Annotated in this window: 13 protein-coding genes; 1 reads left to right on the forward strand and 12 read right to left on the reverse strand. The window is 54.0% G+C overall.

Translation table 11 applies throughout. From position 1 onward, the window contains the following. The 12 genes from AB8B75_RS18645 to AB8B75_RS18700 all read right to left on the reverse strand — a co-directional run. Positions 1-327: IS6 family transposase (locus AB8B75_RS18645; RefSeq protein ID WP_405364326.1), on the reverse strand; the 327-nt coding region annotated here is incomplete at its 3' end. Positions 328-646: 319 nt separating this feature from the next. Then, complete coding sequence (locus AB8B75_RS18650; RefSeq protein ID WP_405364327.1) at positions 647-1,669, reverse strand: hydroxyacid dehydrogenase; 1,023 nt, start codon at positions 1,667-1,669, stop codon at positions 647-649. After that, a complete protein-coding gene (locus tag AB8B75_RS18655; protein ID WP_405364328.1) occupies positions 1,666-2,538 on the reverse strand; it encodes a PfkB family carbohydrate kinase in 873 nt (290 codons plus the stop codon). The genes AB8B75_RS18650 and AB8B75_RS18655 overlap by 4 nt, the downstream gene beginning before the upstream one ends. Next, positions 2,535-3,395, reverse strand: coding sequence for a MurR/RpiR family transcriptional regulator (locus AB8B75_RS18660; protein WP_405364329.1), 861 nt, complete (start codon positions 3,393-3,395; stop codon positions 2,535-2,537). The genes AB8B75_RS18655 and AB8B75_RS18660 overlap by 4 nt, the downstream gene beginning before the upstream one ends. 3 nt (positions 3,396-3,398) lie before the next feature. Then, positions 3,399-4,364 (reverse strand): ABC transporter permease, encoded by a 966-nt coding sequence (locus AB8B75_RS18665; RefSeq protein ID WP_405364330.1) that lies wholly within the window; start codon positions 4,362-4,364, stop codon positions 3,399-3,401. 31 nt (positions 4,365-4,395) lie between these two features. Then, on the reverse strand, positions 4,396-5,901 hold the full coding sequence (locus AB8B75_RS18670) for a sugar ABC transporter ATP-binding protein (protein WP_405364331.1): 1,506 nt from the start codon (positions 5,899-5,901) through the stop codon (positions 4,396-4,398). 78 nt (positions 5,902-5,979) lie between these two features. After that, positions 5,980-7,026 (reverse strand): substrate-binding domain-containing protein, encoded by a 1,047-nt coding sequence (locus tag AB8B75_RS18675; protein WP_405364332.1) that lies wholly within the window; start codon positions 7,024-7,026, stop codon positions 5,980-5,982. 52 nt (positions 7,027-7,078) lie between these two features. Further along, on the reverse strand, positions 7,079-8,062 hold the full coding sequence (locus AB8B75_RS18680; RefSeq protein WP_405364333.1) for a sugar phosphate isomerase/epimerase family protein: 984 nt from the start codon (positions 8,060-8,062) through the stop codon (positions 7,079-7,081). 520 nt (positions 8,063-8,582) lie between these two features. Further along, entirely contained in the window at positions 8,583-10,292 is a 1,710-nt protein-coding gene (locus tag AB8B75_RS18685) for a hydantoinase B/oxoprolinase family protein (RefSeq protein WP_405364334.1), read from the reverse strand. Positions 10,293-10,297: 5 nt separating this feature from the next. After that, positions 10,298-12,376, reverse strand: a complete 2,079-nt coding sequence (locus AB8B75_RS18690; RefSeq protein WP_405364335.1) for a hydantoinase/oxoprolinase family protein — start codon at positions 12,374-12,376, stop codon at positions 10,298-10,300. 1,083 nt (positions 12,377-13,459) lie between these two features. Further along, positions 13,460-13,774, reverse strand: a complete 315-nt coding sequence (locus AB8B75_RS18695) for a hypothetical protein (protein WP_405364336.1) — start codon at positions 13,772-13,774, stop codon at positions 13,460-13,462. A 180-nt stretch (positions 13,775-13,954) separates the two neighbouring features. After that, positions 13,955-14,107: a helix-turn-helix domain-containing protein gene (locus tag AB8B75_RS18700; RefSeq protein WP_405364337.1), complete on the reverse strand. Its 153-nt coding sequence runs from the start codon at positions 14,105-14,107 to the stop codon at positions 13,955-13,957. A gap of 218 nt (positions 14,108-14,325) precedes the next feature. Between AB8B75_RS18700 and AB8B75_RS18705 the strand changes: the two genes are divergently transcribed. Beyond that, positions 14,326-15,234 (forward strand): MBL fold metallo-hydrolase, encoded by a 909-nt coding sequence (locus AB8B75_RS18705; RefSeq protein ID WP_405364338.1) that lies wholly within the window; start codon positions 14,326-14,328, stop codon positions 15,232-15,234.

Raw genomic sequence — 15,234 nt, forward strand, 5'->3', positions numbered from 1 at the left:
GCGGCGCTCTGACAGCATAAAATCAAGGGTTTGCCCGTCCCGATCTACAGCACGATACAGATAGGTCCACTTGCCGCGAACCTTGATGTATGTCTCGTCCATCCGCCAAGAGACGGCTGTCGGCTTCTTTCTGGCCTGCGCACTTGCAGCGATCAGAGGCGGGAATTTCACTACCCAGCGGTTCAGCGTGGCATGATCGATTTCAACGCCGCGTTCGGGCATGATCTCCTCAAGATCCCGATACGAGACACCGTAGCGGACATAGAAAAACACAGCGTAAAGGATCACGCTCTTAGGGAAATGGTTCCCTTTGAAATCAATCGTCACGGGTAGGCGCTCGCTTTCAAACTCAAAAGCCCGGACCTAACATGTGCGAGCCAGTCCAACCAACCGAGAAAACTTTGCGACAGAACCAGGCAAAGCGGGGACGACCGTGAGTAGGCGAGCCAGTACATCGGGAGACAACGTCCACCTTCCATCGAAATTGGATTCCTTCCAATCTGAAGACTTCCCGACAAACTTAGGGATGGGCAACAGCAACCTGTCAGCCTGAATTGTTACATCTGCCGACTGATTTGCAAAATGAGACGTTTTTGAGCCAGTGGAGTTTTACAAGATCCACGTCAAAAAATTTGCGATGACGACTTTAATTTGTCGTGACCGGCTTGGATCGCAGTCGAAATACGGTTTCGCGTTCGGCCCTTTTGCAGCGCATTGGTGGAAGATCTTGATCTATTAGAGACATGTCTTCCAGAACCATGTCGCCCATTCGCTTGAAGGCGCTGTCGAGGGCACCGGCCCTATGTGCTGATCGTAGAAAACCTTTCAGACCACGCACCGGGTGATCGGATGGTAATGGCTCTTCAGGAAAGACATCGCTTGCCGCCAGAATGTGACCAGAGCGCACAGCAGCCATCAAATCTGCGAAATCGACAACATCTGCGCGGCTGAGCAAGATCAACCGAGCGCCTTTGCGCATCTGCTTAAACGATACGGCATTCAGGAACCCCTGATTTTCCGCTGTCACGGAGGCCACTACAAAAATAGTGTCACTGGACTGGAGAACGGTATCAAGAGTTGCGGGATTAACGCCCGCATCTGTCAGCATGGAGGGCGGAATCCAGGGATCATAAACAGAGATCTCTGCTCGAAATCCGACCAGCAGGCGTGCAAGCGCTCGCCCGAGGTCGCCAAAACCAATGATCCCGATGTTCGAATGCGAAAGCAATTGCGATGATTGGTTGCCTGCACCGCCCCAAAGCTCGCTGCCTTCTCGAAAGGCAAGATCAGCCTCCAACACGTCACGGGCAAGGCAAAGCGCCATGGCGATGCCCAATTCGGCGACCGGTTCTGCAAAAACCGCACCGGTTGTGACCACGTGTATGCCACGTGCAAACAGATCATCGTAAGGCATGTTATCGATAAGGTTGCTCTCTACGTTAAAGATGCAACGCAGTCCGGTCATTTCCGCCAGAGTGGCGCGAGATAACGCAGGCTGGCCGATAATGTAGCGTGCATCTGCAAGATTCTCTTCATGGATACTGTCGATATCCTTGGGTGCGACGTCGAGCACGTCATAGCGGTCATGCAGCTCGTCGCGCGCGGTCTGTGAAAAAATGAGATCGAGTGATCTGGGTTCTGGGGCAGAAAGAACAAGGGGTCTTGTCATGATAATTTGTGTGAGGTTGAGATATGTTTGGCTGCGGCTTCGTTGGCTTGTGCAATCGCCATTGGCAGGGCGCGTCCTTTAGCCAATTCATAGCACAGCGTGCCAATGAACATGTCACCAGCACCATGGGTGCTGACGACAGACACAGGAAGGCTTTGCAATGCACCGGAGCCCGAGACCTGATCTGCCCACGCCACTCCGGCGGCACCTGCCGTGACAATCACGGTTGGAATTCCTTTGCTCAATGCGAGTGCGGCGCTTCTGGCGCTGGCAAGATCCGTGACGGGACGTGCTCCCATGTCTTCGGCCTCCAATGCGTTTACAACGGCAATATCGATGCAGGCAATCAACGAGGGAGGTAACGCGCGCCAGGGCGCGGCGTTGATGCAAACCTGCACGCCATGATCCCGCGCCGCCTGAGCAGCTGCCAAATTAACCGCCTCGGGCACCTCGTTCTGAAGGATCAGAACCTGCATGCCCTGCCAAAGGGCCTGTGCTCCGAATTGCGCGGTGTCTATATGCAAATTCGCACCTGACACGATGACGGCCCCGTAATCCCCCTCGGCGTCAATGATGGCGACGCTCATACCGGTGCCACAATTTGGAATGGTGGCCACATGATCTGTCAGGATACCTGCCACCTGCAAGGACGACAGCATCAGGTCTGCAAAATCATCAGCCCCCACTGCGCCAACAAAACGAACCTGAGCGCCGGCTTTTACTGCGGCTATTGCCTGATTGCCGCCTTTGCCGCCGAACTTTGGATACCACGCCTGCCCAGTGACCGTTTCACCCTTGCGCGGACGGTGGGGCGCTTCGACCATGAGGTCGTGGTGCAGGCTGCCAACAACGATGATGCCGGGAGTCATCCTTCACGTTTCGCGGCGACCGCGTTCATGGTTTTGCCAAGGTTTACTTCCGCTGATTTGAAGTCACGCTGGGCAATTGACACGTAAAGCGCATCCAGAATGTTGAGTTGCGCGATGCGAGCGGCGGCATTTTCGCCGAGCAATGGCGACCCTTGTGCGGTTGAGCACAAGACAACATCGGCTACTTCTGCCACCGGACTTTCGGCGTAGTTTGTGACCGCGATCGTGCGAGCGCCTTGTTTTCGCGCCAGTTTCATCGGCTCCAGCACTGTTGTGGTTGCCCCTGAATGGCTAAAAACCATCACCGCATCATCGGGTTTCAAGACCGAAGCCGACATCAACATCATATGGGCATCGTCGTATACATTCGCCCGCATTCCTATGCGGAGAAATTTATGAGCTACGTCGCGGGCGATTTGAGCCGATCCGCCAATACCATAGAAATCGCGGTTGTCGGCTCGGTACATGATATCCGCCGCGCGATCAAAGGCCTCGATATCAAGAATTGCAATTGTTTCTTCAAGTGCCTGCATTGAAGTCCGGAAAACCTTCTGGATGATGCTGGCTGAACTGTCGTCTGGGGAAATTTCGCTATAAAGGTTCGCTACATCAGATTGCTTGTATTCCACCAGGCCACCACGCAGGGCACGAAAGCCGCTAAAACCCAGTTTTTTGGCGATCTTGACGATCATCGCTTCTGAGACGGAGGCATCCTTCGCGACCTGTTTGATCGACGTCTCTTTGGTCAGGTCCTCGCGCGAAGTGATCGTGTCGACCACACGTAGTTCGAGCGGCGTCAATTGTGGCAATCGCATTCGGATTTGTGCACCAACAGCCCGAGCGTCTTGCCCACTCATAATCTATCTCCCTCTTGTGGCCCGGTCGATCAACATTGCGACGATGATAATGATACCAGTCGCTAGAAGCTGATAGAAAGCCTGAACATTCATCAGTGTCAAACCATTGCGCAGCGCACCCAGAATGATAGCTCCGATCAAGGTTCCAACAACGCTACCTTTCCCGCCCATCAGAGACGCACCTCCAATGGCAGCCGCGGCGATCGCGTCAAGTTCCCAAAGGTTTCCAATTGTGGGCTCGGCCGCGCCCAGGCGGCCGACAAGAATGAGGGCTGCAATGGACGCTAAAACTCCGGAAATAACGAAAGTGGCGACTTTGGTGCGTGCGACCGGCACACCTGCGATGCGGGCAGCCTCTTCATTGCCGCCGACCGCCAGAATATATTCGCCAAGTGGTGTTTTGTTAAGGACGAACCACAGGATCAAGGCGATGATCCCTACCACAATCACCGAGTTCGGAACCCCCATCACATTGCCGTTGGTCAACGCCCGGAACTCGGGCGGGATCCCGAAAATCGGGTTGCCACCGGTGTAAATAAGCGAAAGCGCCCTAAAGAGAGAAAGGCCGCCCAACGTTACGATAAAGGGCTGAAGTCCGGCATATGCCACAAGCACACCGTTGAAGAGGCCACACATGACCCCAACCCCAAGCGATGCCATGACGGCCAATGGAACTGGTATTCCAGCGACCATCAAACTGGCACCAATGACCGCTGAGAGGGCTGCGGTAGGTCCCACCGATAAATCGATCCCGCCAGAAATGATCACTAAAGTCATCCCAAGCGCGATCGCCGCGTTGATAGAGGATTGCTGCAAGATATTGATCAGGTTGGGTGCTGTCAGGAAAACCGGCGACAGCGAAGCAAAAACCACGACGATCAAGGCGAGCCCCAGCAGGGTTCCCGCGTCCCGCAGGTTGAATTTCAGTTTGAAGGCAGACGCCGTTGTGGCGGATGGTCCTTCGGTCATAGGTCGTCCTTTTTTTCTTGCCGGTCTGTGATCAGGCCGTGACTTGGTCAGTGCGGGGTATCGCATGATAGGCAATCTGCTCTTCAGAAATCTGGTCAGACGAAAGATCGGCCACGATCCGGCCTTCGCGCATCACCAACACGCGGTCTGACAAGCGCATGATTTCTGGCATTTCGGAGGATACAACAAGTATCGCGTTACCTGCGTCAGCCAGTTTCTCAATGAGGCCGTAAATCTCCGATTTTGCACCGACGTCAATCCCACGCGTGGGTTCATCAAACAGGAATATCTGCGTTGATGCTGCAAGCCATCTGCCGATGATGGCCTTTTGCTGGTTGCCGCCGCTGAAAGTGCCAACCGGCTGGCGGACGTTCAAAGGCCGCAAGCGCAGATCGGACATTACAGCCTCCGATCGTCTATGAAGGTTGGCGTGGCGCAAGAGGCCCGCACGCGTGTAGCTGCGCATTTTTGGCAATGCCATGTTGGAGGCGACGGATCTGGCATGAACTATGCCTTCTTTCTTGCGCTCCTCAGGGACGAGGCCGATCCCTGCGCGGATGGCGGCCCGGGGATCATTTTGACGGACGGGTTGATCGTTGACCCGCACCTCGCCCGATGTCGGGCGATCGATGCCCGCGATCAGCCGTAACAGTTCGGTTCGTCCAGCTCCTACAAGACCTGAAATGCCCAGCACCTCGCCTTGATGCAACGTCAGAGTCGCGTCGATGACAGCCGTGCCTCGGCTGAGCCCTTTGACGGTCAGGACCGGTTTGTCGGTAGCGTGGGATACATGGGCGGCATGCAACACTTCGCGACCGACCATCTTGGCAACAATGCTATCTTGAGTTTCATCCTTGATGTTGACAACCGCGACCAACTTGCCGTCTCGCAGGATTGTCGCCCGCTCACAGACCCGAAAAACCTCGTCCATCTTGTGAGAGACATAGATCACCGAGACCCCGCGGGCCGACAAGTCGTTGATCAATGCTGCCAGGTTTTCAAATTCAGCGGGGGTCAGGCTTGACGTCGGTTCGTCCATGGCGATGACCTTCGCCTCGTCGATCAGAGCGCGGGCAATCTCAACGATCTGTTGCTGGGCTACTTTAAGCGTGTTGATCTTTACCGAAGGGTCAATCGTCGGATCCAGATCAGCCAGAACTGTGCGGGCCTGGTGTTCCTGTTCGCGGCGTTTGACGACCGCACCGCCAAAACCGGTCAGGGGACGCCCCAGGAAGATGTTCTGCGCTACCGTCAATTCAGGCACCAATTGCAATTCCTGGTGGATCATCGCGATGCCTGCGGCACGGGCATCAAGCGGTGTGCGAATGGCGAGGGTCGTACCATCGACGGCCATCTCCCCTTTTTCGCCCGGGCGCACCCCCGATAGAATGTTGAGCATGGTAGATTTGCCCGCACCATTCTCGCCAAGCAAACCGTGCACCTCTCCTGGTGCAACTGAGAATGTCACATCATCAAGTGCAACAATACCCGGGTAGGTTTTCGTCGCGCCGGTGATGCTAAGGCGGTCAGGGGGCATAAAAGGGACATCCAGGTTAATAATCAGAACCTGCACGCATCCAGCCGGATGCGTGCAGATTTCGTAAGGACGCGGATGCTACTGCGCCAAAAGGACGCTGCGCAAGGCACCCATGTCGGAAGTCGCATATTGATCGACGTTGTCGGCTGTGATCAACGCTTGCGGTGTCGCCACAACACGTGGCAAATCTTGACCATCCAGCATGCGCAAAACAACTTCCATTGCGATCTCACCCGTCAGAACAGGGAAGCTGTCTACCGTTCCCGTCAAATCACCAGCGCGGATCGAGGCGTAGGCATCCGAGATACCATCTGTCCCAAAGACGGCTGTCTGCTCTTGCAACCCGGCCGCCTTGACCGCCTCCATCACACCAAGCGCCATGCCATCGTTGTTGGCGTAAAAGCCGATCAGGTCCGGGTGCTGCTGCAAGATCGTTGAGGCTGCATTGAATGCTTGTTCGCGGCTCCAATTTGCAGGCACGGAAGCCACCACTTCGAACCCATCGGCACCCTCTACCGTTTCGGTAAAGCCGGCGGTGCGCTGTCCTGCAGCAAAAACACCTGGTTGCCCTTCGATCACGGCAACTTTGCCGCCGTCCGTGTTGTCAACAAACCATTGCGCAACGCGGACACCGTTGTCCTTTTGAACATTGCCCACGTAGTTGGCGACGGATGGGATCACCGCATCATTGACGTTTAAAACAGGAACCCCCTGTGCGATCGCGGTTTCATAGGCAGGCAGCAAATTGGCGTCCGTTTGCGGCGACAAAAGCAACGCGTCGAAACCCTGAGTGATGAGTGTTTCTGCAATTGAGAGTTGACCAAGTTGATCGCCCTCGTTTGCGGCGGCTTGATAGACAAACTCTACGCCATGAGCGTCAGCCATGGAGGCGTAGCCTTCACCCAAAGACCTCCAGTATTCATTGGTCAGCGTTTTTGACACCCCACCCACACGGGTGCCCTCTGGCACGTCCGGGAAAGCGCCAAACTTTGCTTCCAGCTCGGACCAGTCCATGCGGTCTGGCTCACTGTCAGAATTGAGCGGCGCAAGATCTTGCGCCGGTACTGTGCCGGCTGTCAGTGCCAGCGCACCTGCTGTCAGTAACGCTTTGATTGAAATGTTCATGGTTTCCTCCCTTAGAACTTTTGATGGCGCGAAATTGCGTTGATCGTCTTTTTTATCGGCCTTCGAGGGCCGCGTTGACGATTTGCTGCGATGTGACTGCATCCTGGTGGCCGATTGCATCGTTCAGCCGGTTGTCTGCAGTCAGGCGGGCTGCTACGCGCAACAACCCTTCAACCGTTGCGATGTTCGCTTCACATTCCGCGACCGGGTCAAGCCCGCTCGCATCTGGAAAAGTGTCGAAATAGATCGCGCCTTCGTAGCCGTCTTTCTTGATCTGGACGAGCAGCTCCAGCGTCGCCTTGGTGTTCACCGAAGCCACCATCAAGCCGTCGTCCCGCTTGCCGTAGCCGTCGTTGAGGTGCACCCCCAACAGTTTGGAATGCCTGTTGATCATCGCCGCTGCGAAGGCTGGAACCTCATCCGCATAGAGCACGTGGGCAAAATCGAGCGTGACACCAAGGTTCGGCGACCCAGCCTCATTAATTGCCAGCAGTGTCGTGGCCATGTCGGGCAAAAGGCTGAAGGCGCGCGGTTCGTTGGGTTTGTATTCGATGCTAATCTGGCAGGCCGGGTCATGATCTGCGACCTCGCGGATCGCTTCGACCTCATCTGCCCACATGCGATTGTAGTCAGCCTGAAACGAGTAGTCGAACCCATCCTGCCCCAACCAGATTGTCATCAAGTCCGATCCAGTTTCGCGGGCTGCGTCAATTCCCCGTTTGGTTAGATCGATCGCTTCTTGCCGCACCTGGGGATCGGGGTGGGTGAATGCGCCCAACTTGAAACCCGGGTTGGTATAGTACCGCATTGCCAGGCCATTCACGCCAAGGCCCATATCGGCAAGGCGGCGGGTCTGCGCCTTTACGTCGTTTTCCGCGTGATCGGGATAGTTCAAATCCAGATCCGTGAGCCCTTTCGCTGTCGCTGCTCGTTCCGCCATTTGCATAGGTGTTGGCTTACCTTGCAACTCCGGCCAGTACGCATGCGCGTTCGACGCAAACGAGTTTAGCCTGGTCGCATATCTGTTCGATGTCATAGTTGCACTCCAGTAATTCACAGCTTCATATATTTTCGTAAAGTTTACAAGGTACGAATTTTATTACCCCAAGAAAACTCATTAGTGTTTTACAACATATACTTATCTTTTTTGGGAATCTCTTCCTGACGACCTTTGGACAATAGAGATGATCGTCAGACCACCGGTTTTCCAACCAAATCGCATACAGCGAACTTCATCATCAATGTGATTCTTGAATGTGCTCGGCTCAGGCATCTGCTCCAAGCGTCATGCTGGACCTGTCTCCGCTCACATTGAACAAAGGATCGACAAAGAAAGTTCGATGCGAAGCTTTTGACTCTGGGGTTACTCCGGGAGCACGCCACCCCGACTTAGATTTCAAGGCAAGCGATTTTCATCGAAGTGCGGTCCTGATCCGCTCGAGGCATCGACGAAATTATCTAGACCACAGCACTTTGGAACTCTCCTGTAACACTTACGCCGTCGTCAATAATCATGTGACAGTATAACGGCGTGGGTGCACGCGTTTGACAGGAAGTTATTTTGCCTCTCCTTTGCGCACAGCAGTTTCTACCGCTACAATGTCTTCAGATGTCAGCCCGTATTCGCCGGCTGCGGTTTCCGCACTGATATAGCCGCGCGCGAGATCACGCTTTACCAGTTCGACAGATCGCTTAGACGGATCACCGTAGCCGGCACCACCGGGTAAGGCCATGATCACCCGCGCACCGTGGGGAACGAACTGTTTGCCTTTCACACGCATTTTAACTTTGTCACTGCGCACGATGGTTGTGTTGGCCCCGTTCCGACCGCCGCGACGACCCCGGGCGGGATGATCCGCACGGTCGAACATCGCTTGAAAGTCAAACTCGTGGCCCTCTTGTGCACCAACTTCCATGTATTGACCCAAACCGCCCCGGGTTTTGCCCGCGCCGCCGCTGTCGGGCCGCAATTCCTTGCGCCAGATGATGACAGGGCCCGCGTGCTCAGTCGCCTCAATGGGCATGGTCATTACGCCCGAGGGAAAGGCAGTAGCATTGAGGCCATCGTGTTCGGGTCGCGCACCAGAGCCACCGGAATTAAAGGTCAACACCTCGGATCGCCGCGCTTCTTCGGGGGCCGGTACATCTGTACGAGGACGCAAGGAGACTTGGAAGTTGCACAGGCACCCTGCCCCTTCGGCTGGCACCAGGTCGGGCACGATCTTGTCAAACGCGTCATAAACTGCATCGGGAACGAAGTGGCCCACAATATGTCGCAGCGCCACCGGAGCGGGGTGAAGCGCGTTGACGATAGAATTCTCGGGCGCGATAATCTCAAACGGCGCCAGCGAGGCCGCGTTATTTGGAATTTCGGGTGCAATGGCGACTTTGAGCGCATAACAAGCGTAGGCCTTGGCATAGACCAACGGGCAGTTGATGCCCTTCTTGTCCAAACCAGAGGACCCAGTGAAATCAGAGACAATCTTGTCGCCTTCAACGCTGACTTTGACCCTTAGCGTAATAGGTCGATCGTAACCGTCCATTGTCATTTCACCCGTCGCCGCCTGCTGCGGCAGTGCCGCGATGCGCTCGATCGTGGCGCGGCGGGAATTGTCGAGGATGAACTTGGAAATCTCGTTGAGATCGGTGAGGTCAAATTCTTTCATCATGTCAATCAAACGGCGGTGTCCGATTTCATTACAGGTGGCCAGGGCATAGACATCGCCGATGAGTTGATCTGGTTCACGCACATTTCCGCGGATGATGCGGATGAGCGTGGCGTCTACATCGCCCCTGTCGGCAAATTTCATTATTGGGATATAGAGACCCTCTTCGTAGACGCTGTGCGCATCCGCCCCGAAACCACGGCCGCCAATGTCCACAATATGGGCGGTACAAGCGAAAAAACCGACCATTACACCGTCTTTGAAAGACGGCGTAACCATGGTGATGTCATGCAGGTGACCTGTCCCCTCCCAGGGATCATTGGTAATGTAGACGTCACCCTCAAACATGTTCTGGCGACCAATGCGGCGGATAAAGTGAGCAACAGCGTCTGCCATGGCATTCACATGGCCAGGTGTGCCGGTCACCGCTTGCGCCAGCATGTTGCCATGGGTGTCATAAACTCCCGCTGACAAGTCCCCGGCCTCACGGACAGAAGTGGAAAAAGCGGTGCGCACCAGCGCCTGCGCTTGTTCTTCTACAATCGAGATCAGGCGATTCCACATGACTTGATGGGCAACGTTGGATTGCTTTTGTGCCAAATTGCTCACTCCTTCGTGACAACATCGATGCAGCCATCAGGCTGGCGGATCGCATTCCGGCTCGCGGGCACGATGATGGTTGTTTCTTCTTCGGTAATCACAGCAGGTCCTGCGGTACGCTGGCCTTCCTCCATCTCATCGCGGGGCACAACCTGGGCGTCGACAAATTTGGCTGTAGCAGGGTCATAAAGCTGGCGCGCACCATTGACCACCAAGGTGTCCGCACCATCGGTGGCTGCAACCGGCTCCACTTTTTCAGACGGTGTGGTGGCGTTCACTGACCAGACGGTGATTTCTACATCCATGCCTGCCACCGGGCGTCCAAAAAGCTTGGTATAGTCATCTTCAAACCGCACCTGAAATGCGACTGCATCGGGGTTCATGGCCTGCTCTTCGGTCAGCTCAACCGGGATTTCCCATCCTTGCCCAGAATACCGCATGTAAACCTTGAACTCGGAGAGAATCTCGCTGAATTCATCACATGTGCGCACAAATCCCGCGGCTTCCCTCTTGAGATCACAGAGCAGGGTCTTGACTTTTTGCGAATCAAAATCGCTGAGCTTCATATAGACTGAACGGTTGGCTTCAAAGCTGAACGGCGCGCGCAGGAAACCAATGGCAGAACCTACGCCAGCCCCAGGTGGCACCAACAAGCGTTCGATCCCGAGCTTCTCGCAAAGCCGCCCGGCATGCAGCGGGGCCGCACCGCCGAAAGCGATCATGGAGTATTCGCTCAGATCTTCGCCGTTTTCCACCGCGTGGACGCGCGCAGCATTGGCCATGTTTTCATCGACAACCTCGGCTACGCCAAATGCGGCTTCGACCGGGTCCATTTCCAGTGCTTGCCCCACATGGGCCATCAGAGCAGATTTGGATTTTTCTCCATGCAACGTGATCGACCCACCAGCAAAATTTTTCGGGTCAAGTTTACCGAGAACAAGGTCGGCATCGGTCACGCCAGGTCGTTCGCCACCACGCCCATAGCAAGCTGGGCCTGGCTCAGAACCGGCACTTTCCGGCCCGACACGAATCTGCCGCATAGTGTCTACATAGGCAAGCGACCCGCCGCCGGCACCGATTTCGACCATGTCGATGACCGGGATCGAGATCGGCATGCCGGACCCCTTTTTAAACCGATAAGTGCGAGCTACTTCGAATACCCGCGAGGTTTTGGGAGTTTGGTTCTTGATCAAGCAAATCTTGGCAGTTGTGCCCCCCATGTCGAAGGACAGAACCTTGTCCAACTTATGGCGCGCGGCAATATGGGCGGCAAATACCGCACCGCCAGCCGGGCCAGATTCGACTAACCGGACAGGGAAATCGGCCGCATTCTGGATAGAAATGATGCCACCACCGGAGTGCATGAGGAAGATGCGGCATCGGACACCTTCTTCGCACAAACGGTCTTCGAGTCGGCCAAGGTACGAGGCCATTAGCGGTTTGATGTAAGCATTGGCCACAACCGTGTTGAACCGCTCGTATTCACGCATCTGCGGCGACACTTCAGACGAAATCGACACGTTAACGTCAGGAAGCTTTTTTGCCAAAACGTCACGCACAAGTTGTTCATGAGCTGGGTTCAGATAAGAGTGGATCAATCCCACGGCAACACTTTCAAAGCCCGCTTCGGCAATTTGATCCACAACGGTTTCGACTTCGGACTTGTCAATTTCGACAAGCACATTGCCATTGGCATCCACCCGACCTTTGACGGTGAAACGCATCTGACGCGGCAAGAGCGGTTCGGGGAGGTTCAGATTCAAGTCATATTGTTCAAACCGCGACTCGGTTCGCATTTCGATGACATCGCGAAAACCTTCGGTTGTAATCAACGCCGTTTTGGCGCCACGCCGTTCAATCAAGGCATTGGTGGCAAGCGTCGTGCCGTGAATGATCTGATCAATCGCACCCGGTTCGATCTCTGCTTTCGCGCAAACCTGATGCATACCTTGGATGATCGCGTTTTCCGGGGCTGCGTAGGTCGTCAGAACCTTGGTCGAAAAACTTGATCCATTTTTTTCCAGCACAACATCGGTGAATGTCCCGCCGATATCCACACCAAGTCGAATTAAATTGGCCTTCATTATAACCCTCTGGTTCGTTGTACTTCGAATAACCATGTCGGAAACCACACGCGGTTGCGGAGATCCCTACCGGGAACTCGGCAATACCCGCTTGTGGATCGCCAGAGCGATCATGTCAGCATTCACTTCTTTGGCAATATGAATTGCCCAAGAACTTGTGCACTGGCTTGGTGGAAATGCATTGCCAATCCATTCTGGACGAACACGGTGCGGAAATGCCTTTGAGTTTGCTCAAGGCGTTTTCATGTGACAGTTCTGCACCGCAAAATGATCAACCAATGCATTGTCGAAGTCTACATTCACCACCTGCGACAGAATGAGCATCGCTGCCATGTTCGGCGGTAAGGGCAAACACTCTTTCAACGGAAGAACTCGTTTAATTTCTTAGCACAGATCGCGGAGACCAAAACAGCTTCTCACCTGTTTTGGCTTTTTGGCCACGTCATCCACCGGCTTCTTGAATACAAAACCTCGGCCGATCATGAACAATGTCAAAGGGTAGTTACGCAAATTTTTGCCACACACTAAACGAAGCACCTATGCTCCAGAGGACCCGTGTTTTTCTATAGGTAAATATGGCTCGCAAAATCCATTTTGGTTTTATAGAAGATATAGTCTAGTCAAACTCTTCACTCGCTTTTTTCTGCTGTTCGCACCTGCATGCGAATAGGCGGAAAGCTGGCCCTTGTCCAAAAACCAAAAGCAGTTGGCAAAACAATTTGTGGCATAGCGACGACGGCGCCGATAATCTGTTTACGTCAATGACCGCTAACGGATTCAGTAAAGTGTCACTCGATCCGAGCACAGCTGCTGCAAAAGCGACAATGTCATTATCATACTTTCGCCTCGACACAGAATTATGTAGTTGGATTTGCTGGTGAAAAATTTGGCGGCTTGAGATGACTGTCATCACAAAGGTCATTTTGGACTTAAAGATACTTTAGCGCGCCAACATTCTAAACAAATCCAAGAAGTGCCCAGACAAGTCCGAGTGGAACAATGCTGTCTTGAGAACAACATTGTCCTACCAGTGCTGGAATCGTAACGTTCCGATCGCTTCGCCTGAGCCGGGATCAACAATCGTCAGGGATTTTGACCTTGGTAAGTAATGGTTGAATCATCGAATTCGATTTCGCTAAAATGAACGGCGTCTGCACCGCGAACATAGGTTTCCGAGTATTTTGCCTCATCACCTTGCCAATTGTCAGATGTCAGGGAAATGGCTGCTACATTCAATCCTTGTGCGTCCATGATAAAAACCTGCCTGATACGGCCTCCGGCGGCTTCTACTTGTTGATGCAGAAAATCAGCAGCATCGCCGTTCAGTAATGGTAAAATCATTGTGGTATCACTACCGCCAACTTCTAAGAGCCAGCGTGAATCCAACTCGTTGGTCATTGCCTTATCATAGTCCGAAGTGGAGGCGTTCTGGGCTTTGATTGTGCGACAATTTATTCAGAATTTGCCGATGACCGGATCTCTGTATCCAAACAACTCTGCATCGCTGGCGCAAATGCATTCGCGTGTGCCGAAGAAGGGATCGCAAAGTAACCCACATATTTCTTCGGGAAGGCATCATCAGCCCAGAAATTGCGTTTTGATCTCTCTGAAGATCGTCGATTTGTGCCGTTTCAGGACACGCGCCAAATCGGCGACAGGGACCTTTGCGAGCCACGGGTCTTCGATCCTGCGGCGTTCCTGAAGTGAAAGTCGCGAGTAAACGGCTCCCATGCGATATTTTTCCTATTAGATAACTCATTGTTTTCTAATAGGCGTTGCGCTTCAAAGTAGCACGCACCGGTCTGGAACAGGCGAGGCCTTCAACGCGCACTTGATCCTGCGCCATAAGATTCAAAACCGATTTGTGTGAGCCTTTCGTTTCTGCATTTTCTTGCCAAGTTGGAAAAATACATTCATATTCGCATACAAGAATTTATTGGAGGAAGAAAATGAATCCGACACGCCGAGCGATCCTGCAAAGTGTTGTCACTCTTCCGCTCCTGGGTTCCTTTTCTCATCGTGTCAGTGCGGAGCTGGCTTTGGGGTCTGCAACACTTGAAACCGTTAGTGACGGCAATCTTCAACTTCCCGGCAGCTTCATATTTGGGCCAATGCCTCCAGACGAGCTTGCGCCAATCCTGGCCGAGTATGGCATTTCAAAGGAACGCATAACTCCAGAATGCAATCTGGCTCTCTATCGCGATGAAACCAACACCGTTTTGTTCGATGTTGGCTCGGGTCCGGACTTTGTCCCTTCGGCTGGCAGGATCGTCGGGAGTTTGGATACTTTGGGCCTCGCACCCGAAGACGTGACACAGGTTGTTTTCACCCATGCGCATCCAGATCATATCTGGGGTCTGCTTGATGAATTCGACGAACCGCTTTTCTATAACGCAACCTATATGATGGGCCGCGCTGAATGGGACTATTGGTGGGATCCTGAAACAGTGAATACGATCGGGGACGCACGGGTCGCATTCGCTGTTGGTGCAAAACGGCGCATGGTGGCAATTGAAGGCTCGGTCGAATTCTTTGACGATGGTGATGAAGTGCTGCCTGGGATCGCCGCGATCTCCACACCCGGTCACACACCTGGTCATATGGCTTTCGAAGTGCGTCAGGGCTCACAAGCCGCATTAATCGTCGGGGACGCGATTGGCAATCACCACGTGGCATTCCACGAACCCAGCTGGGAAAGCGGCTCTGATCAGGACGCGCAAACAGCGGTGGCAACACGCAAGATGCTGTTGGATCGTCTATCATCGGAGAATATGACCGTCATTGGGTTTCACCTGCCAAATGGCGGTATCGGTCGCGCGGAAAAGGTCGATGACGGCTATCGGTTCGTAGGAAGGTAA

The organism is Roseobacter sp., from assembly GCF_045106495.1.
Lineage (GTDB): Bacteria > Pseudomonadota > Alphaproteobacteria > Rhodobacterales > Rhodobacteraceae > Roseobacter.

Excerpts from the sequence above, each read along its gene's own strand:
- AB8B75_RS18650 (WP_405364327.1), bottom strand. The coding sequence starts at position 1,669 with ATGACAAGACCCCTTGTTCTTTCTGCCCCAGAACCCAGATCACTCGAT.
- AB8B75_RS18655 (WP_405364328.1), bottom strand. The coding sequence starts at position 2,538 with ATGACTCCCGGCATCATCGTTGTTGGCAGCCTGCACCACGACCTCATG.
- AB8B75_RS18660 (WP_405364329.1), bottom strand. The coding sequence starts at position 3,395 with ATGAGTGGGCAAGACGCTCGGGCTGTTGGTGCACAAATCCGAATGCGA.
- AB8B75_RS18665 (WP_405364330.1), bottom strand. The coding sequence starts at position 4,364 with ATGACCGAAGGACCATCCGCCACAACGGCGTCTGCCTTCAAACTGAAA.
- AB8B75_RS18670 (WP_405364331.1), bottom strand. The coding sequence starts at position 5,901 with ATGCCCCCTGACCGCCTTAGCATCACCGGCGCGACGAAAACCTACCCG.
- AB8B75_RS18675 (WP_405364332.1), bottom strand. The coding sequence starts at position 7,026 with ATGAACATTTCAATCAAAGCGTTACTGACAGCAGGTGCGCTGGCACTG.
- AB8B75_RS18680 (WP_405364333.1), bottom strand. The coding sequence starts at position 8,062 with ATGACATCGAACAGATATGCGACCAGGCTAAACTCGTTTGCGTCGAAC.
- AB8B75_RS18690 (WP_405364335.1), bottom strand. The coding sequence starts at position 12,376 with ATGAAGGCCAATTTAATTCGACTTGGTGTGGATATCGGCGGGACATTC.
- AB8B75_RS18695 (WP_405364336.1), bottom strand. The coding sequence starts at position 13,774 with ATGACCAACGAGTTGGATTCACGCTGGCTCTTAGAAGTTGGCGGTAGT.
- AB8B75_RS18700 (WP_405364337.1), bottom strand. The coding sequence starts at position 14,107 with ATGGGAGCCGTTTACTCGCGACTTTCACTTCAGGAACGCCGCAGGATC.
- AB8B75_RS18705 (WP_405364338.1), top strand. The coding sequence starts at position 14,326 with ATGAATCCGACACGCCGAGCGATCCTGCAAAGTGTTGTCACTCTTCCG.